Source organism: Paractinoplanes deccanensis (genome assembly GCF_016862115.1).
In the GTDB taxonomy this organism is placed as follows: Bacteria; Actinomycetota; Actinomycetes; order Mycobacteriales; family Micromonosporaceae; genus Actinoplanes; species Actinoplanes deccanensis.
This window is the reverse complement of sequence record NZ_BOMI01000114.1, coordinates 21,130-38,393: the sequence shown is the minus strand read 5'-3', so window position 1 is coordinate 38,393 and position 17,264 is coordinate 21,130. Positions and strand designations below refer to the sequence as shown.

The 17,264-nt window shown below is 73.7% G+C and carries 18 protein-coding genes and 1 riboswitch; of the genes, 9 read left to right on the top strand and 9 right to left on the bottom strand.

All coding sequences use genetic code 11. The features are described from left to right. Positions 1-17 precede the first annotated feature (17 nt). On the bottom strand, positions 18-905 hold the full coding sequence (locus tag Ade02nite_RS28260) for an NAD(P)-dependent oxidoreductase (protein WP_203770441.1): 888 nt from the start codon (positions 903-905) through the stop codon (positions 18-20). A gap of 44 nt (positions 906-949) precedes the next feature. On the opposite strand from Ade02nite_RS28260, the gene Ade02nite_RS28255 reads away from it, so the two are divergent. Together Ade02nite_RS28255 and Ade02nite_RS28250 are read left to right on the top strand one after the other, a co-directional pair. Then, the gene (locus Ade02nite_RS28255) at positions 950-1,303 is read left to right on the top strand and encodes a winged helix-turn-helix transcriptional regulator (RefSeq protein WP_239169112.1); all 354 of its coding nucleotides are present in this window, start codon (positions 950-952) and stop codon (positions 1,301-1,303) included. 212 nt (positions 1,304-1,515) lie between these two features. Further along, the gene (locus tag Ade02nite_RS28250) at positions 1,516-2,037 is read left to right on the top strand and encodes a hypothetical protein (RefSeq protein ID WP_203770439.1); all 522 of its coding nucleotides are present in this window, start codon (positions 1,516-1,518) and stop codon (positions 2,035-2,037) included. 169 nt (positions 2,038-2,206) lie between these two features. On the opposite strand, the gene bluB is transcribed toward Ade02nite_RS28250, so the two are convergent. The 5 genes from bluB to Ade02nite_RS28225 all read right to left on the bottom strand — a co-directional run bounded on the left by bluB (position 2,207) and on the right by Ade02nite_RS28225 (position 7,708). Then, positions 2,207-2,848, bottom strand: coding sequence for a 5,6-dimethylbenzimidazole synthase (gene bluB / locus Ade02nite_RS28245; RefSeq protein WP_203770437.1), 642 nt, complete (start codon positions 2,846-2,848; stop codon positions 2,207-2,209). An 11-nt stretch (positions 2,849-2,859) separates the two neighbouring features. Continuing rightward, positions 2,860-3,066: riboswitch (cobalamin riboswitch) on the bottom strand. Between the two features lie 15 nt (positions 3,067-3,081). After that, entirely contained in the window at positions 3,082-3,720 is a 639-nt protein-coding gene (locus tag Ade02nite_RS28240; protein ID WP_203770429.1) for a DUF4190 domain-containing protein, read from the bottom strand. 28 nt (positions 3,721-3,748) lie between these two features. Beyond that, positions 3,749-5,851, bottom strand: coding sequence for an iron ABC transporter permease (locus Ade02nite_RS28235; protein ID WP_203770427.1), 2,103 nt, complete (start codon positions 5,849-5,851; stop codon positions 3,749-3,751). 7 nt (positions 5,852-5,858) lie between these two features. Then, positions 5,859-6,857 carry an ABC transporter substrate-binding protein gene (locus Ade02nite_RS28230; RefSeq protein ID WP_203770425.1) on the bottom strand — a complete coding sequence of 333 codons (999 nt, stop codon included), beginning with the start codon at positions 6,855-6,857 and terminating at the stop codon, positions 5,859-5,861. A gap of 29 nt (positions 6,858-6,886) precedes the next feature. Then, a complete protein-coding gene (locus tag Ade02nite_RS28225) occupies positions 6,887-7,708 on the bottom strand; it encodes an ABC transporter ATP-binding protein (protein ID WP_203770422.1) in 822 nt (273 codons plus the stop codon). Between the two features lie 84 nt (positions 7,709-7,792). Here Ade02nite_RS28225 and Ade02nite_RS28220 point away from each other — a divergent pair, with 84 nt between their 5' ends. Further along, entirely contained in the window at positions 7,793-9,037 is a 1,245-nt protein-coding gene (locus Ade02nite_RS28220; RefSeq protein WP_203770420.1) for an alpha/beta fold hydrolase, read from the top strand. On the opposite strand, the gene Ade02nite_RS28215 is transcribed toward Ade02nite_RS28220, so the two are convergent. Together Ade02nite_RS28215 and Ade02nite_RS28210 are read right to left on the bottom strand one after the other, a co-directional pair. Next, positions 9,038-9,880, bottom strand: a complete 843-nt coding sequence (locus tag Ade02nite_RS28215) for a GDSL-type esterase/lipase family protein (protein ID WP_203770413.1) — start codon at positions 9,878-9,880, stop codon at positions 9,038-9,040. A 40-nt stretch (positions 9,881-9,920) separates the two neighbouring features. Further along, on the bottom strand, positions 9,921-10,355 hold the full coding sequence (locus tag Ade02nite_RS28210) for a response regulator (protein WP_239169111.1): 435 nt from the start codon (positions 10,353-10,355) through the stop codon (positions 9,921-9,923). A 188-nt stretch (positions 10,356-10,543) separates the two neighbouring features. On the opposite strand from Ade02nite_RS28210, the gene Ade02nite_RS28205 reads away from it, so the two are divergent. The 6 genes from Ade02nite_RS28205 (at position 10,544) to Ade02nite_RS28180 (ending at position 16,276) form a co-directional block, all read left to right on the top strand. Beyond that, positions 10,544-11,077, top strand: coding sequence for an RNA polymerase sigma factor (locus Ade02nite_RS28205; RefSeq protein WP_203770411.1), 534 nt, complete (start codon positions 10,544-10,546; stop codon positions 11,075-11,077). Beyond that, positions 11,074-11,673, top strand: a complete 600-nt coding sequence (locus Ade02nite_RS28200; RefSeq protein ID WP_203770409.1) for a hypothetical protein — start codon at positions 11,074-11,076, stop codon at positions 11,671-11,673. The genes Ade02nite_RS28205 and Ade02nite_RS28200 overlap by 4 nt, the downstream gene beginning before the upstream one ends. Positions 11,674-11,682: 9 nt before the next feature. Beyond that, the gene (locus Ade02nite_RS28195; protein ID WP_203770407.1) at positions 11,683-13,587 is read left to right on the top strand and encodes a TPM domain-containing protein; all 1,905 of its coding nucleotides are present in this window, start codon (positions 11,683-11,685) and stop codon (positions 13,585-13,587) included. Positions 13,588-13,674: 87 nt separating this feature from the next. Then, a complete protein-coding gene (locus tag Ade02nite_RS28190; RefSeq protein ID WP_203770388.1) occupies positions 13,675-14,655 on the top strand; it encodes an ABC transporter substrate-binding protein in 981 nt (326 codons plus the stop codon). After that, positions 14,652-15,524, top strand: a complete 873-nt coding sequence (locus tag Ade02nite_RS28185) for a class I SAM-dependent methyltransferase (RefSeq protein ID WP_239169110.1) — start codon at positions 14,652-14,654, stop codon at positions 15,522-15,524. The genes Ade02nite_RS28190 and Ade02nite_RS28185 overlap by 4 nt, the downstream gene beginning before the upstream one ends. Further along, complete coding sequence (locus Ade02nite_RS28180) at positions 15,521-16,276, top strand: ABC transporter permease (RefSeq protein WP_203770386.1); 756 nt, start codon at positions 15,521-15,523, stop codon at positions 16,274-16,276. Before Ade02nite_RS28185 ends, Ade02nite_RS28180 begins: the two co-directional genes overlap by 4 nt. Here Ade02nite_RS28180 and Ade02nite_RS28175 read toward each other — a convergent pair. Beyond that, positions 16,266-17,261, bottom strand: a complete 996-nt coding sequence (locus Ade02nite_RS28175) for a zinc-binding alcohol dehydrogenase family protein (protein WP_239169109.1) — start codon at positions 17,259-17,261, stop codon at positions 16,266-16,268. The two genes, Ade02nite_RS28180 and Ade02nite_RS28175, sit on opposite strands and share 11 nt — an antisense overlap. Positions 17,262-17,264: the final 3 nt, after the last annotated feature.

Here is a 17,264-nt window from a genome sequence, read left to right as displayed (position 1 = left end):
CGTCAGGCGCCCGACATTCAGCGCGGACTCATGATCTCGGCGATCCGCAGGAACCCGCCGGCGCCGTGACCACGCCCGATGGCGCGGCGCGCCAGGCACTCGGCGGCGCGCATCACGCTCGCGTCGATGCCGTGCGACTCGGACGTGTGCACGATGTGGGCCATGGACGACACCGCCGAGGTGAGCGGGTTGCCCGCACCGGAGTAGGTGCCGTTGTCCGCGTCCTGCGCGCCCGACTCGAACAGCGGCGGCAGGATCGCGGCGATGCCGTTGGCGAACGGCGCCAGCTCCCGCGCGCCGATCCCCTCGGCCCGTGCCACCGCGAGCGCGTGCGCATATCCCGCCATCGCGGTCCAGAAGATGTCGAGCAGGGCGATGTCGTAGGCGGCCGCCCGGCCGATGTCCGCACCGAGGTGGGTGTGGGTGCCGCCCAGAGCGCCCAGCACCGGCCGGTGCTGGGCGTAGAGCTCCCCCGGGCCGCTGTGCAGGAACACCCCGGCCGGTGTCCCGATGGTCGGGGTGGGCGTCATGATCGCACCGTCCAGGTAGCCGATGCCGTGGTCGGCCGCCCACGCCGCGGCGTCCCGGGCCCGATCGGGGGTGTCGGCGGTCAGGTTGACGACCGTACGCCCCTTGAGCGCCTCGGCCACCGCATCGCGCCGCACGACGGCGTCCACCGCGTCGTAGTTCACCACGCAGACCACGGTCAGCCCGCTCGCGGCGACCGCCTCCTCGGGCGACCGGGCGCCGGCCGCACCCCGGGCGACCAGGTCGCGGTCCTTGCCGGGCGTGCGGTTCCAGACCGTGACCCGCAGGCCGGCGTCCAGGAACGCCCCGGCCAGGGCCCGGCCCATGGGCCCGAGGCCGAGCACGGTGACGGCAGAATGGTCCATGTGCGAGGTCATTCCTCAACTCCTTGAAGGCGAGCAAACTGGGATGAATGGGGCCGATGATGACGCGTAGCCGCGCCCGGGATCCGAACGTCTGCGGGGTGACGGCCGCGATCGCTGTGATCGACGGCAAGTGGAAGACAGCCCTGCTGTGGCTGCTGGAGTCCGGTCCGCGCCGCCCCGGCGAGCTGCGCCGGCGGCTGCCGGGCCTCACCGAGAAGGTGCTGACCCAGGCGCTGCGGGAGATGGAGGCCGACGGGCTGATCCACCGGGAGGTGCATGAGGTACGGCCGCTCAAGACCGTGTACTCCCTGACCCCGTTCGGCCGCGACCTCTCCGAAGCGCTGGCACCGCTCGCCGACTGGGGGCACCGCCGCTTGGCGAAGCTGACCGATTCCCTACCGGTCTCCTGACACGCCGTACCTCCCGTTCCCGCCGGCCCGCACGATCAAGTCTTGGGCAGGCGCCAACCCCCGGCAAGTACCCACAAAAAGGTGGCTACCGCGGCCCGAACGAGGCGGAAGTGCTGGGCCTGCGTATCGGCTCTCCGGGTTCTGTTTGCGAGCTTCTTCCGCACGTTTGCGCTCAACCGGAGCAAGGGGGGCCGGACCCGGATCCACGACGGGTGCTTCGGCTGCTCGGCACCACGCGGGTTCGGGTGCTTCTCCGCGAGGAGCAGCGCGACGGTTACGGTCCGGCAATGCCGCTGACCGATCTGGCGGACGTGGAAGCCTTCTTCGCGTCCCTCGGCGGAGGGGACGCGATGTATGGCTGGGACTACATCGACCGCCCTGGGCGCCTCGATGACTGGCCCGCGGAGCCGAGCCTCACCATAGACATCCGACCAGGGCCCGCTTCGCACTCACTGTTCTGGTTCACCGAATGCTGGACACGCGGCGACGGCACCCGATACTGCATCGAAGGGGCCGTCGACTTCGACAGTCTTCAGATCATCCGCGCGGACGGCGTGCCCGAGCCCGTCGAGGAGTTCATCGCCGCGGGAAGGCGCTGGTGGGACGCACTCTTCGGGCTCGGTGGCCGGCCACCCCGGATCCAGGTGACAACGGAGAACGCCCCGTCCTGGCGGCCGGGCCGGACGGGCGCCACGCTCATCGGCGACGGCCGTCAGGTCACGGGAAGCTTTTGAGCGTCCCCTGCCGCGAGCCGCTCGGCCGGGCATGACTGACTGCCGCTGCCGAACCCGCGTGGCGACGGAAACCGTCGCGGCAACGCTGCCTGGCCCCGGTCGCTCGGGTGCGGAGAGTCTGCCGCGCACTACCAACTAACCGGATGGATGACGCCGGCGAACGAGCGGGTCACGCGCCCGTCTCGGCGAGGCCGGGATCCCAACGGTCCTCGTGGCGGGCCTGGTGCAGGGGCCGGCGGCTGCGCCAGCCGTGGCGTTCCAGGTCCGGGACCTCCTCGAGGTGGGTGACCGGGCCGAGGCAGAGCCAGGCGACCGGGCGCACGCCGCTGGGGATGCCGAGCAGGTCGCGCAGGTAGTCCTCGCGGTAGAAGGAGACCCAGCCGACGCCGAGGCGCTCCGCCGTGGCGGCCAGCCACAGGTTCTGGATGGCCAGGCAGACCGAGTAGAGGCCGGCGTCGGCGATCGCGTGGCGGCCCAGGACGGCGGGGCCGCCGCGGGACGGGTCGTAGGTGACCACGACGGACAGGGTGGACTCGAGGACGCCGTCGATCTTGATGCGGGCGAAGCGGGCCGCCGCGTCCGGGCCGAGGGTGGCGGCGAAGACGTCGCGCTCGTGGTGCACGTGCCGGTGGAACGCCTCGCGGGTCGCGCGGTCGCGGATGACGACGAAGTCCCACGGCTGGGACATGCCGACGCTGGGCGCGGCGTGCGCGGCGGTCAGGACGCGGTCGAGGACGTCCTCGCCGAGGGGCTCGCCGGTGAACTGGCCGCGCACGTCGCGGCGGGTGTGGATGACGTCGTACAGGTCCATGGACAGGCTCCCGCTGTGGTGTGTGCGAGGCCGGTCTTCGGACTCCCGGATCGTCGCCTCACCGCCCGCCTTCCCAGCCTTGCGGCCAGTGGCTACGCGAACAGCGTGTGGGCGGCGGCTCCCCGGTCACCGCGGCGGGCCCGTGCCGGATTCGCACCGGCTTCCCGATTCTCCCCGTGGCTTGCGGCCGGCGGGGCACCTCGCATGGTTTGTGCCACCCGGCACGGTACCCGTCAGCGCCGGAGCGATCCGGTGGTGGTCCCGGTGACCTGATGGGCGAAGCACAGCACGCCCGGGTCGTCGGTCTCGCCGAGCTCCGTCATGCGCGCTGTGAAGACGATGTATTCGGCGCCCGCAGGGCGTTTCCGGCCCGCGTACGCCTCGAAGCGCTTCTCGCAGCCGGCGTCGGCGGACGCCTCCGGCGCGTCGACCGGCAGGTCGAAGGTGGCGACCAGCTCGCTGCTGTGCGGGGAGGAGCAGGGGAGCGCGTCGACATAGTCGCCGGTCTCGTGGATCAGGTCCTTGACGCAGTCGCCGGGGCGCAGGTCGTCCAGGCTGATGGAGCGCTCGCCGCGCAGGGCGCCGGACGCGTCGCGGTCGGGGCCGTCGGCGACGTCGCGGGCGATGGCGATGCCCGCGACCGCGGCGATGACAGAGATCCACAGGCCGCAGACGCACAGCGCCACGATGGCGAGGACCTTGCCGCGCTTGTCGCCGTTGCGCCGGCTCTGCCGCAGCCCGACCACGGCCAGGACGATGCTGACCAGGCCGGCGCAGCCGAAGAGGGACAGCGTCAGCGCGGCGATGGAGAAGCCGTTGGTCTTGCCGTTCCACTGTGGGTGGTGCGGCGGCGCGTACATCTGCTGACTCACCGCCGCACCCTATCGATCGGACGGCGATTCAGCTGACCGGCCGGCTCCGCCAGAGCAGCCAGACGAAGTAGGGGGCGCCGATCAGCGCGGTCACCAGGCCGGCCGCCAGCTGCGAGGGCGCGATGACCGTACGGCCGAGGGTGTCGGCCACGCTCACCAGCAGCGCGCCCAGGCCGACCGCCACCGGGACGGCGCGGGCGCTGCGCGAGCCGACCAGGGCGCGGGCCGCGTGCGGGGCGACCAGGCCGACGAAGCTGAGCGCGCCGACCGCCGTCGCCGCCGCCGCGGTCAGCACCGCGGCGACGGTCAGCAGGCCGAGGCGGGAGCGGTTGAGCGGCACCCCGAGCAGCCGGGGCACGTCCTCGTCGAGCGCGACCAGGTCGAGCGTGCGGCCGGCGACCAGGGCCAGCGGCAGCGCGACCAGCAGGACCAGCGCCACCGGGACGACCTGGCCGATGCTGCGGCCGTAGGTGGACCCGGCGAGCCAGGTGAGCGCGACGCTGACGTTCCACGGCGAGACCACCACGACGACCAGCGTGGTGATCGCGGTGGCCGCCGCGCTGACGCCGACGCCGACCAGCACGATGCGGTCCGAGGCCATCCCGCGGCCGGCCGCCAGCCAGTAGACCAGGGCGAACGTGCCGAGCGCGAAGAGCGTGGCCACACCCATCACCGGCCAGGCGCCGATGCCGGGCAGCAGCAGGACGACCGCGACCGCGCCGACGCTGGCGCCGGGGGTCACGCCGAGCAGGCTGGGCTCGGCGAGCGGGTTGCGGCAGACGGCCTGGATGATCGCGCCGGCCAGGGCGAGCGCCGCCCCGCCGAGCAGGGCGGCGAGCACGCGCGGCCAGCGCTGGTCGAGCACGAAGCCGACCTGCCGTCCGGCGTTGCCGCTGATCCAGTTCATCACGTCGCCGAGCAGCACCACGCGGTCGCCGAGCAGCAGCGCCGCCACGAAGGCCGCGACCAGCAGGACCACGAGCAGGACGCCCACGGTGACGACCCAGGCGCGGGAGTGGACGGTGCCGTGCGCGCCGCGCGCCGGTGCGGCCGCCGGGCCGCCGTCGCGCAGCCGCCGGGCGAGCCAGACCAGCACGGTCGCGCCGGCGAGGGTGGTGACCACGCCGGTCGGCACCGAGATCGCCACGTCGGCCGGCAGGGCGAGGCGCAGCAGCACGTCGGCGGCGACCACGACGAGCGCGCCGCAGAGGCCGGTGAACGGCAGCAGCAGCAGGTGCCTGCCGAGGCCGGGGACCCGCCGCGCGATCAGGCGGGCGATCACCGGCGCGCAGAGGCCGACGAAGCCGATCGGGCCGGCGACGGTCACCGCGATCGAGGAGAGCAGCACCGCCGCGACGACCGACAGCACCCGGGTGCGGCGCACGTCGACGCCGAGCACGCGGGCCGAGTCGTCGCCGAGGCCGAGCACGTCGAGCCGGTGCGCGAGCAGCATCGTGGCGATCAGGCCGACGAGGACGATCGGCGCGGTCAGCTTGACGTTCTCGGAGCCGGACTGGACGGTCGTGCCGCTGCCCCAGGCGAACAGGCCCACCGTGTTCTGCTGGAAGAGCATCAGCAGGACGGAGGTGAGCGCGTTCAGCGCGAGCGCCACAGCGGAGCCGGCGAGCACGAGCCGGGTCGGCCCGGCCGCGCCGCCGCGCGAGACGAGCAGCACGACGCCGGCCGCGAGCAGGCCGCCCACGAAGGCGACCAGCCCGCTGAACGCGAACGGCAGCGCGATCCCGAAGGCGGCCACGGCCACCACCGAGACGTACGCGCCGGCGTTGACGGCCAGGGTGTCGGGGGAGGCCAGCGGGTTGCGGGCCACCGACTGGAGCACCGCGCCGGCGACGCCGACCGCGAGGCCGACGAGCAGGGCCGCCGCCAGCCGCGGGAAGCGGCTGGCGACGAGCACCGCCACGGCCTCGTCGTTGTCCGTGGCCCACGGGTTCAGGGCCGTCAGCAGTTCGCCGAGGCCCATGTTCGCGGTGCCCTGGGTGAGGTGCACCGCGGCCAGGACGGCGAGCAGCACGACCGCCGCGGTGAAGACGGCGACGACGCCGTGGACACGCCGGCCGTTGCCGCCTTCCAGAGAGGGCGGAGGGGAGGGAGCGAGAGTCGCGCTGCTCATCGGTGTGTCAGGCGGTCAGGGCGGTGGTGAGGGCGTCGATGTAGGCGTTCGCCGAGGCCGGGCCGCCGAACATCCAGATGCCGTCCGGGATGCGCTTGACGTTGTTGCCGGTGACGAACGGCAGCTGCTTCCACACGGCGTTGTTCTTCAGCGAGTCGGTGAAGTCGCCGCCGTCCGCGTCGTTGGCGACGTAGATGTAGGTGGTCGACGCGTCCTTGATCTTGGTGAGGCCCTCGACGTCGGTCTGGGCCAGGCCGTAGTCCTTGTCGCCGCCGGTGGTCCACTGGTTCTTCAGGCCCAGCTCGGCCGCGATCGCGCCGAAGAACGACTGCGGGGTGTACATGCGCAGCGAGACCGTGCCGGCGTCGACCCAGCCGTCGCCCATGGTGAAGGCGGCGCCGGTCTTGCCCGCCTTGGCGAGCGCGTCCTTGCCGGCGGTGACCTTGGCGTCGAAGTCGGCGAGCAGCTTGGTGCCCTGCGCCTCGGTGCCGGTTGCCTGGGCGAGCACGTTCACGGTCTTGCGCATGTAGCCGATCGGGTCGGTGCCGTCCGAGCCGCGCAGCGTCAGGACCGGCACCTGCTTGGCGATCTGCGCGATGACGTTCTCGGGCAGGTCCTTGGTGGTGACGACCAGGTCGGGCTTGAGGGCCACGATCGAGTCGAGGCTGGGCTCGCCGCGCTGGCCGACGTCCGGGGTGGAGGCGTCGATCGGGGCGCTCTTGTCCCAGTTGTTGTAGCCCTTCACGTCGGCCTGGCCGACCGGCTTGACGCCGAGCGCGACCAGGTTCTCGGTGAGGCCCCACTCCAGCGAGACGACGTTCTTGGCGGGCGCGTCGAGCTTGACCGTGCCGCGCTCGTCCTTGATCTCGACCGGTCCGCTCGAGACCGCGGGGGACGCGGCGCCGGCCTCGTCGGCGGGGTCCTCGGTGGTGCCGCAGGCGGCCGTGAGCAGCAGGGCGCTGATCGCGACCGCGCCGGCGGTGAAGGCGCGGCGGGTGAGAGCCATGTGAGGGGGTCCCTTTCGGATTATCTGTTTCAGGAGGTGAGTGACCGGCTGGTGTGCCGGCCGATGGGGCGTGTGCGGACGTGGCCGTCGTCGCCGACGGCCACCTCGATGCGCAGGCCGTAGATCTCGGTGAGCAGCTCGGAGGTGAGCACCTCGGCGGGGCGGCCGTCGGCGCGGACGACGCCCTGGCACATCAGCACGACCCGGTCGGCGACGGCGGCCGCCTGGTCGAGGTCGTGCAGCACCACGCCGACCGCCACGCCGTGGTCGTCGGCGAGCTCGCGGACGATGTCCAGGATCTCCACCTGGTACCGCAGGTCGAGATAGGTGGTCGGCTCGTCGAGCAGCACGACGCCGGTGTCCTGGGCCAGGCAGGTGGCGAGCCAGACGCGCTGGAGCTCGCCGCCGGACAGCTCGTCGACGGCGCGCGAGGCCATCGCGGCGACGCCGGTCATCGCCATCGCCTTGTCCACGAAGGCCGCCCCGTCCGGGTCGCCCGAGCCGAACCGGCCGCGGTACGGGTGCCGCCCGTACGCCACGACGTCGCGCACCGAGACGCCGCCCGGCGTGGGCCGCGACTGCGTGAGCAGCGTGACCCGCCGCGCGAAGTCCTTCGGCCGCAGCGCGAAGGCGTCGGTGGCCTCGGTGCCGTCGGTCAGCGCGACGGTCCCCGAGACCGGGGTGTGCAGCCGCGCGAGCGACCGCAGCAGCGTCGACTTGCCGGAGCCGTTGGGGCCCACGAGGGCCACGACGGTCCCGGCGCGCAGCTCCAGTCCCGCGCCGTGCACGACGGTCCTGCCGTCGTAGGCGAGCGTCAGATCGGCTCCGGTGAGCGCCGCGTCCCTGGTCATGAGGTGAGGCTAACCTAAATCGACCGGCTCCTCGAACGGCGGGTCATAACGACTGAAGATCTTTGATGTGCGTAGGGTGGTCGGATGATCGCGCATCCGGGACTCCGCTTCGCCGACCACACCGTCACCGTGCCGCTCGACCACAGCGACGCGGGCCAGGGAACGATCGAGGTCTTCGCCCGCGAGGTCGTCGCGTCCGACAAGGCCGGCGACGATCTGCCGTGGCTCGTCTTCCTCCAGGGCGGCCCCGGCGGCAAGGCGACGCGGCCGCTGCGCTCGGAGAGCTGGATCGCCCGCGCCGTCCAGACCCACCGGGTGCTGCTGCTCGACCAGCGGGGCACCGGCCGGAGCACGCCGATCAGCGCGCGCACGGCCGCCGGCCGGACGGCCGAGGAGCTGGCCGCATACCTGCGGCACTTCCGGGCCGACAGCATCGTGGCCGACTGCGAGATCCTGCGGGCGCGGCTGGCCGGCGGGCAGCGCTGGGACACGCTCGGGCAGAGTTACGGCGGGTTCGTCACCATGACCTACCTGTCCCGGGCCCCGCACGGCGTGCGCACCAGCTACGTGACCGGCGGCCTGCCGGGTCTCACCGCCACCGCCGACGACGTGTACGCCCGCACGTACCCCCGCGTCGCCGCGAAGAACGCCGAGTACTACCGCGCGTTCCCGGACGACGTCGCCGCGGTCCGCGCGATCGCCGACCGCCTGGCCGGCGAGGACGTGCGGCTGCCCGACGGCGACCGGCTCACCGTCGAGCGCTTCCGGTTCCTGGGCAGTGCGTTCGGCATGAGCTACGGCTACGCCCAGCTGCACTGGCTCCTCGACGAGGCCTTCACCGACACCTTCCTGTACGAGGCCATGCGGCTCACCGGCTTCGTCGACCAGCCACTGTTCGCGCTCCAGGAGTATTGCTACGGCCAGGGCACCGGCCCGACGAACTGGGCCGCCGCCCGGGCGATGGAGCAGCGCCCCGAGTTCGCCGCCGGCGCCAGCCCGCTGCTGTTCACCGGCGAGATGATGTATCCCTGGATGTTCGAGCAGATCCGCGCGCTGCGGCCGTTCGCGGGCGCCGCCGAGATCCTCGCCGCCGCGGACGACTGGCCCCCGCTCTACGACGTCGAGCGGCTCGCCGCGAACGAGGTGCCGGTCGTCGCCGCCGTCTACGCCGACGACATGTACGTGGACATGGGCCTGTCGCTGGAGACGGCCGCCGCCGTGCCGAACGTGCGCACCTGGATCACCAACGAGCACGAGCACGACGGCCTGCGCACCGCGGGCGAGGACGTGCTCGGCCGCCTGATGGACATGGCGGCCGGCAAGCGATGATCACCAGGTGAAGCGCCCCGGATAGCTGACCTTCGCCAGCATCGCCTGCCCCTCCGTGCTGGGGTGGAAGTAGTCGATGCGGTTCACCAGCTCGAGGTCGAAGCGCACGCTGTGTGCCTCGCCACCGTCCCAGCGGCATCTCTTGCCGTACGCGCGGCAGGCGTCCGCCAGCGCGTCGTTGTAGGCGTCGATGCGCCTGTCGACCTGGCGCCGCCGGTTCTCGTCGGCGGCCGCGGTCGAGGTGGGGCGGGCCAGCAGCGACGGGCAGATGCCGCCGTTCCAGGCGCGCACCGCCTTCGCGTCCTCGTGACCCACCTCCCACAGCCGGTAGAGGTCCGGGATGCTCACCACGAGCACGCGCGCCTTGGGCAGGCCGCGCTTGAGCCGGGCCAGGCCCGCGTCGACCCGCTTGCGGAAGGTGGCGACCGGCGTCATGCCCTCGGCGGTCGCGGCGCAGGCGTCGTTCGCGCCGATCAGGACCGTCACGTACTGCACCTTGGCGGCGACCGCCTTGTTCGCCTGGCCGGCCAGGTCGGCGGCCTCGGCGCCCGAGTCGGCGTAGTTGTACGCCTTGCCCTTGATCGCCGCGTTCGCGTCGCGGATCCGCCGGTAGTGACTGTCCACCGCCGCGTCGCTGCCCGTCGACCACGAGCGGCGCTCGCAGGCGATCAGCGCGAAGCAGCTCGCGAACCCGGCGGTGATCGAGTCACCGAGGGCGGCCATCGACGACGGGTACGACTTGGACGAGCCCGTGGGCTTCGGATCCGCCGCCCCCGTGCCCTCCTCGCAGGCCAGCGCGAAGACTCCGAGCAAGGCGAGCGCGATGACGTGCCAGCGACGCATCCCATCCCCAAGATTCACCGAGAGTGACGACGTGGACACTCTACAGTGCCGGGGCCACGATCTCTCCCGCCGCCACGGCGCGCACCGCGCGGAGCACTTCGGCCCGGCCGGCCCCCTTGAGCACGTAGCCGCGCGCCCCCGCCCGCAGCGCCTCGAACACCGGCTCGTCGTCCTCCGCCAGGGCCATGAGCAGCACGCGCGCCCCCGGCGTGGCGAGCAGGAGCCGCTCGGTCGCCGCGGTCCCGCCCATCCCCGGCAGGGTCAGATCGAGCAGCACCACGTCGGGACGCACCCGCGGCGCGACGACCAGTGCCTGCTCGCCGTCCGCGGTGTCGCCGGCCACCTCGATGTCGTCGGCCGTCTCGAGCAGCGCCCGCAGCCCCTCCCGGAACGCCGCGTCGTCGTCCACGATCAGCGTGCGAATCGTCTCCACCGCCACCGTCCCGATGCCAGCCCAGCCCTGCGCCGTGCGCACGAGTCCACCCTCCCACCAAGCTCCTCCCCGTGGTGTACGCAGCGAGCGCGTCCTCGGTTGCCCGCGCGCGCCGACCGCCAGCCGCACAACGGCGCAGCCGCCCCGAAAGTGACGGCCGTCGTAGCGTGCGAGGATGCCGCCCGGTGAAAGGAGCGGTCCGCTCCCGGACATGGATGAGGGTGGACCCTGTGAGTGTGGAGGGGCGCCGGGCCCGGTTCGAGGCTCTGGCCCCCGCGGTGATCGAGGCGGTGCGCCGCTATCTCGCGCGGCGCACGGACGCCGCCACCGCGGAGGACGTGCTGTCCGAGACGCTGCTTGTGTGCTGGCGCCGGCTCGGCGACATGCCCGAGGATCACCTTCCCTGGGCGTACGGCGTGGCGCGCCACTGCCTGGCCAACGCGGAGCGGTCGCGGCGCAGGCAGGCGCGGCTGTTCGCGCGGATCGCGGCGATCGACCCGCCGCGGCGGGTGACCGACGGTCCCGAGCCGCCCGACGGTGATCTCGCCGCGGCCATGGCGCGGCTGCGCCACGCCGACGCGGAGCTGCTGCGGCTGTGGGCCTGGGAGGACCTGACGCCGCCGCGGATCGCCGTCGTGCTGGGCATCTCGGCGAACGCCGCGTCGATCCGCCTGCACCGGGCCAAGGAGAAGCTGCGCGAGGAGCTGCGAAAGGCCGGGACGCCCGCCGGACATGAGGGGGAGACAGAGGGGAGCCGGCCATGACCGACGACGAGCTGCGCGCGCGCCTGCGCCGCGCCGACCCGGCCCGGGACCTGCCGCCGGCCGCCCCCGACCGCGTCTCGCGACTCCTGGAGGAGACCATGACCGCCACCGCCACGCCCGCTCCCGCCCGCTCCCGGCGGCGGCCGGTGCTCGTCCTCGCCGCGGCCGCCCTGGTGCTGGTGGCCGCCGGCATCGGCTGGCTGGCCCTGCGCCCCGAGCCGCAGCCTCCGCTGGTGCAGGCGTTGCCCCGCATCGTCGCCCAGCTCACCGCCCCCGCGGTCCAGGCCAAGTGTGTCGAGCCCACCGCCGACACGCTGGCGAGCCGCGCCGATTTCGCCTTCGCCGGTACGGTCACCGCGCTCGCGAACGGCACCGTCACGCTGGACGTCACCCGCGTCTATCGCGGCAGCACCGTCCACGAGGTCCGGATCGCCCAGGCCGGCGAGAGCTCCGAGCAGATGATGGGCAGCGGCAGGTTCGAGAACGGCAAGAAATACCTCGTCGCGTCGGCCGGGGGCAACATGTTGATCTGCGGCTACAGCGGCGAGGCGGACGCGCCCGGCCTCCAGGACCTCTACGACCGGGCGTTCGCCTAAGTTGAAGGCATGCCGCGCCGAGTCGTTCCCGCCCTGATCGTCCTGCTGGCCGCCCTGCTCGTGGCGGCGCCGGCCCGGGCGGAGCCGCCCCAGCGCCTCGCGAGCCAGGTCACCGACGCGTCCGGCTGGATCGAGAACCGGGCGCCGGTCGACGACGCGCTCGGCGAGCTCCAGGACAAGACCGGCCTCCAGCTCTGGGTCGTGCTCGTCGACTCCTTCGACGGCACCCCGGCCCAGAGCTGGACCGACGAGACGGCCCGGCTCAGCGATCTCGGCGACCGCGACGCGCTGCTGGCCATCGCGGTCGAGGACCGGGCGTACGCGTACTCGTTCCCCGCCGACTCGCGCCTGTCCGACCAGGAGCTCGCCGAGGTCGCCGAGAAGCGGATCGAGCCGGCGCTCGCGGCGGGCGACTGGTCCGGCGCGGTCGTCGCGGCGGCACAGGGGTACCAGGACGCGGCGAGCTCGGGCAGCGGCCTGATCTGGGCCGTCCTCGTCGTGGGGCTGATCGTCGTGGCCGGGCTCGCCTGGGTGCTGCTGCGCCGCCGCCACCGCCGGGCGGCTCCTCAGGAGCCCGCGGGGCCGAGCCTCGCCGACCTGTCCGGCCGGGCGAACGCGCTGCTCGTCGAGCTCGACGACGAGCTGCGGGCGAGCGAGCGCGAGCTGGAGCTGGCCACCGCCCAGTACGGCCAGGACGCCACCGCCCCGTTCCGCGCCGCGCTCGACGAGGCCCGCGCCAACGTCGGGGAGGCGTTCCAGCTGCGGATGACGCTCGACGAGCGGCCCACCCCCGACGAGCGGGCCAAGCTGATCCGGATCATCGAGCTCTGCGAGACCGCCGACAAGCGGCTCGACGCCGAGTCCGACGCGTTCGACCGGCTGCGCGACCTCGAGGGCCGGGCCGCCGAGGTGGCCGGCGAGGTCGACCGCCGCCGCGCCGCGATCGAGGCGGCGCTGCCCGCGGCGGAGGCCACCGTCCACGATCTGCAGACCCGCTTCTCCGGCGGCGCGCTCACCGCGATCGCCGGCAACGCCGGCCAGGCCCGGGAGCGGCTGGCCTTCGCCGCCGACGCCGTGCGCCAGGCCCGTGAGGCCCTCGCGAGCGGCGGGAAGGCCGAGGCCGCGCTGGCCGTGCGCGGCGCCGAGCAGGCGGTCGACCAGGCCGCCCATCTGGTCGAGGCGGTCGAGCGGGCCGCCGCCGAGCTGCCCGCGGCCCGGTCCGCCGCCGACGGCCTGCTGGCCGAGGTGACCGCCGAGACCGCCGCCGGGCGCGCGGCGCTGACCGGCGGGGGAGAGGTGCCGCCCGGGCTGGCCGCCGCGGTGGCCGGCGGCGAACAGGTCCTGGCCGAGGTGCGCGCGGCCCTGGCCGGGCCGCGGCCCGATCCGGTCGGCGCGGTGGCCCGGCTCCAGGCGGCGGACGCCGCGCTCGACGCCGCGCTGGCGGCCGCCCGCGACGCGGCCGAACGGGGCGCCCGGGCCCGGAGCATGCTGGCCCAGGCCCTGCCGGTGGCCCGCGCCGAGGTGCTCGCCGCGAACGACTTCATCACCACCCGGCGGGGCGCGGTCGACTACGGCGCCCGCGCGGCCCTGTCCGAGGCGCAGCGCCACCTGGCCCTCGCCGAGAGCCTGGCCGCCTCCGACCCGGCGGCCGCCCTGTCCGAGGCGCAGCAGGCCCAGCAGCTGGCGGCCCGCGCCGGCCAGGCGGCCCGGGTGGACGTGCAGGGCTGGTCCGGCGGCGGCTACGGCCGGGCGGGCGGCTTCGACGCGGGAGCGTTCGCCGGCGCGGTCCTCGGCGGCATCCTGGCGGGCGGCGGCGGGCACGGGCGGGGCCACGGCGGCTTCACGGGCGGCTTCGGCGGCAGCGGTCACCGGTCCGGCGGTGGCGGACGGCGGGGTGGCGGCGGCCGATTCTGATCAGACCGGGCGAAACGGTGCCGATCAATGCCATAAATCGATAGTCTCGGATTTCGAGGATCTTTCGACTCACGGGGAGGCCCCACGATGGGCCGAGCGAAGAAGTTCCTGGGAATCCTGACCGCCTGCGCGATCCTGCTCGCGGCCACCGCCTGCGGCGACGACGGCGGCGGCGAGGAGGCCGCGCCGGACCTGCGCCGCGTCACGTACATCACCGCCTTCGGCGCCGCCGGCCGCGACGCGTTCATCTGGACGGCCCGCGAGAAGGGCTACTTCCGCGAGGCCGGGCTCGACGTCGACATCAAGCTCGGCGCGGCCACCGCCGAAAATCTCAAGACCCTCGCGGCCGGGCAGGCCCAGTTCGCGATGCTCGACCTGATCGGTGGGTTCATCCTCGCCGGCCAGGGCAAATACACCGACTTCCGGGCCATCGCCGCGATACACCAGCAGACCCTCGTGTCGATCGTCGCGCCCGCCGGCGGGCCCGTGCGCAAGCCCGCCGACCTCAACGGCAAGACCCTCGGCGCGGCGACCGGCTCGGTCAACCAGCTGCTCTTCCCGGCGTACGCGAAGAAGACCGGCCTCGACCCCGCCGCCGTCCGCTGGGTCAACGCGAGCCCGCAGCAGGTGCCCGCGCTGCTCGCCGCCGGCCGCGTCGACGCGCTGAGCACCTTCCTCATCGGACGGCCCGGCATCGAGAAGGCCGCCGGAAAGCCGATGATCGTGCTGCCCTACGGCGACTACCTGCCCGACCTGTACGGCAACGGCATCGTCACCACCACGCACCTGCTCGGCGCGGAACCCGACCTGGTCAAGCGCTTCCGCGAGGCGGCGCTCCAGGGCCTGGCCGACGCGATCGCCGACCCCGCGGCCACCGCGGAGCTGCTGCACCGCGAGCATCCGGCGAGCTCCGCCGAGGCCGCGCGGGCCGAGATCGAGCTGATGACCCCGTACACCCAGCCGCTGGGCGCCCTCGACAGCGCGAAGGTGACCCGGGCGCTCGCGCTGCTCAGCGACACCGGCCTGTTCCCGGCCGGGCTCACCGCCGAGCAGGTCATCGCGCCGTGACGTACGCCTTCGACAACGACGACCCGGCGTCCGCGGGCCGCCTGAGCAGCCTCGCCGCCATGCTCGACGAGCTGACCACCCGCCGCCTGGCCGCGCTCGGCGACCTCGCCGGGCGGCGCTGCCTCGAGCTCGGGGCGGGCGCCGGCAGCGTCGCGTCCTGGCTGGCCGCCCGCAAGGCCGAGGTCACCGCCACCGACATCAACGTGCGCCACCTGCCGGCCGGCGCGCCCTACCGGGTGCTGCGCCACGACCTCGCCGCCGATCCGCTGCCGCTGGGCGAGTGGGACGTCGTGCACGCGCGCCTGCTGCTCATGCACCTGCCGGGCCGGCACGAGATCCTGCGCCGGCTCGCCGGTGCGCTCGCTCCCGGCGGCGCGCTGCTCGTCGAGGACTTCGAGACGACGTACGGCAAGGCGGTGATGCGCGCCGCGAGCGAGGAGGACGTCGCCGCGTACGAGCGCTACCACGCGGCGCTGATCGGGTCGGTGCTTCCGGCCCGGGGCAACGACCCCGCCTGGGCCGGCCGGGTGCACGCGGAGCTGATCGATCTCGGGCTGACCGGCGTGGACACCGAGATCCACGCGCGCTCCTGGACCGGCGGCTCGCCCGGCTGCCGGCTGATCGTGGCGAACATCGCGCAGCAGCGTACGGCCCTGATCGGCGCGGGAGTGCCCGCCGAGACCCTCGACCGGGTGGTCGCCATGATGGCCGATCCCGGCACGGTGCTGCGCGGTCATCTCGTCTACTCGACTCTGGGCCGCTCCGCTTCGGGGCGCTCCACGTCGGGCCGCTCCACGTCGGGCCGCTCCACGTCGGGCCGCTCCGCTTCGGGCGGCTCTGCTTCGGGCTTTGCCTCGGGCCGGGCATGAGGGTGCCTCGCGTCGTCGCGCCGCTGACCGCGGCGGTGGTGGCGGTCGCGCTCTGGTGGGGTGCGACCGCCACGCTGCGGATCCGGCCGTTCTTCGTCCCGGCGCCGCCCGACATCGTCGCCGCGTTCCGCCGGCAGCCCGGCTACCTGCTGCGCGAGCTGGGCCGCACGTTCGCCGAGACGGCGGCGGGCTTCGCGCTCGCCGCCGTCGCCGGTGTGCTGCTCGCCGTCGTGCTCACCACCTCGCGCACCGTCGAGCGGGCGATCCTGCCGTTGCTGATCGCCGTGAACGCGGTGCCCAAGGTGGCGGTGGCGCCGCTGCTGGTGGTGTGGCTCGGGTTCGGCGCTCAGCCCAAGATCGTGCTGGTGGTGCTGATCTCGTTCTTCCCGATCGTGCTGGCGTCCGCCGCCGGGCTGACCTCGACGCCGGTGGAGCTGACCGAATACGTCAAGTCCCTCGACGCCCCGCGCTGGCAGGCCTACCTGCGGCTGCGCCTGCCCTGGGCGCTGCCGCAGATCTTCGTGGGCCTCAAGGTCGCCGTCTCGCTCGCCGTCATCGGGGCCGTGGTCGCCGAGATCAGCAATCCCGACGGCGGTCTCGGCGCGGTCGTCGTCCTCTCCAGCACGTCGGCGGACACGCCGCTCGCGTTCGCGGCGATCATGCTGCTCGCCGCGCTCAGCGTCACGCTCTTCTACACGGTCGCCGCGATCGAGCGGGTCCTCATCCCGTGGGCGCGCGAGATCAGCGGCTGACCAGCACCGTCTTGCCGATGGCCGAGCCGGCCTCGACGATCGCGTGGGCCTCGCGCAGCCCGGCGGCGTCGATGCCCTCGATGCGCTTGGTCAGCGTGGTGTGCAGGACGCCCTTGTCGACGAGCTCGGCCACCCGGGTGAGGATGTCGTGCTGCGCCCGGCTCGCCGGGTCGTGAAGCGGCCGCGTGAACATCAGCTCCCAGTGCCAGGCGATGCTCTTCGACTTCAGCGGCAGCAGGTCCAGGCCCTCGGGGTCGTCGATGGCCACCACCGTGCCGTACGGTCGGACGATGTCGGCGAAGGTCTCGATCATCCCGGCCGAGTGCGGGCTGAAGACGTAGTCGACGCCGTCCGGCAGCGCGGCACGCAGGTCGTCGCGGTGGCTGACCACCCGGTGCGCGCCGCGGTCGAGCACGTACCGCTGGGACTCGGGGCGTGACGCCGTACCGATGATCTCGAGGTTGGTCAGGCGCCTGGCCAGCTGCACGAGGATCGAGCCGACCCCGCCGGCGGCGCCGAGCACGAGGATCGAACCGGTGCTCTCCGAGGTCAGGCGCAGCCGGTCGAACAGCGCCTCCCACGCGGTCAGGGCGGTCAGCGGCAGCGCGGCGGCCTCGGCGAAGTCCAGCGACGCCGGCTTCGGCCCGGCGATCCGCTCGTCGACGAGGTGCAGCTCGGCGTCCGTGCCGGGGCGGGCGATCGAGCCCGCGTACCACACCTCGTCGCCGGGGCGGAAGAGCGTGACCGCGGCACCCACCTTCTCCACGACGCCGGCTGCGTCGAAGCCGAGGACGCGGGGTTCGCCGCCCGGATCGCTGCCGCCGCGCAGCTTGACGTCGACCGGGTTGACCGAGACGGCCTTGATCCGTACCCGGAGGTCGTGCTCGCCGGGCTCGGGAACGGGGAGGGTGAGATCCTCGAGGGCCGCCGGGTCGGAGATCGGAAGGTTCTTGCGGTAGCCCACCGCGCGCATCGTGTCGCTCATGAC

Coding starts and splice junctions, on each gene's coding strand:
- Ade02nite_RS28225 (WP_203770422.1), bottom strand. CDS start 7,708: ATGACCAGGGACGCGGCGCTCACCGGAGCCGATCTGACGCTCGCCTAC.
- Ade02nite_RS28220 (WP_203770420.1), top strand. CDS start 7,793: ATGATCGCGCATCCGGGACTCCGCTTCGCCGACCACACCGTCACCGTG.
- Ade02nite_RS28215 (WP_203770413.1), bottom strand. CDS start 9,880: ATGCGTCGCTGGCACGTCATCGCGCTCGCCTTGCTCGGAGTCTTCGCG.
- Ade02nite_RS28235 (WP_203770427.1), bottom strand. CDS start 5,851: ATGAGCAGCGCGACTCTCGCTCCCTCCCCTCCGCCCTCTCTGGAAGGC.
- Ade02nite_RS28195 (WP_203770407.1), top strand. CDS start 11,683: ATGCCGCGCCGAGTCGTTCCCGCCCTGATCGTCCTGCTGGCCGCCCTG.
- Ade02nite_RS28230 (WP_203770425.1), bottom strand. CDS start 6,857: ATGGCTCTCACCCGCCGCGCCTTCACCGCCGGCGCGGTCGCGATCAGC.
- bluB (WP_203770437.1), bottom strand. CDS start 2,848: ATGGACCTGTACGACGTCATCCACACCCGCCGCGACGTGCGCGGCCAG.
- Ade02nite_RS28190 (WP_203770388.1), top strand. CDS start 13,675: ATGGGCCGAGCGAAGAAGTTCCTGGGAATCCTGACCGCCTGCGCGATC.
- Ade02nite_RS28260 (WP_203770441.1), bottom strand. CDS start 905: ATGACCTCGCACATGGACCATTCTGCCGTCACCGTGCTCGGCCTCGGG.
- Ade02nite_RS28180 (WP_203770386.1), top strand. CDS start 15,521: ATGAGGGTGCCTCGCGTCGTCGCGCCGCTGACCGCGGCGGTGGTGGCG.
- Ade02nite_RS28200 (WP_203770409.1), top strand. CDS start 11,074: ATGACCGACGACGAGCTGCGCGCGCGCCTGCGCCGCGCCGACCCGGCC.
- Ade02nite_RS28175 (WP_239169109.1), bottom strand. CDS start 17,261: ATGAGCGACACGATGCGCGCGGTGGGCTACCGCAAGAACCTTCCGATC.
- Ade02nite_RS28255 (WP_239169112.1), top strand. CDS start 950: ATGATGACGCGTAGCCGCGCCCGGGATCCGAACGTCTGCGGGGTGACG.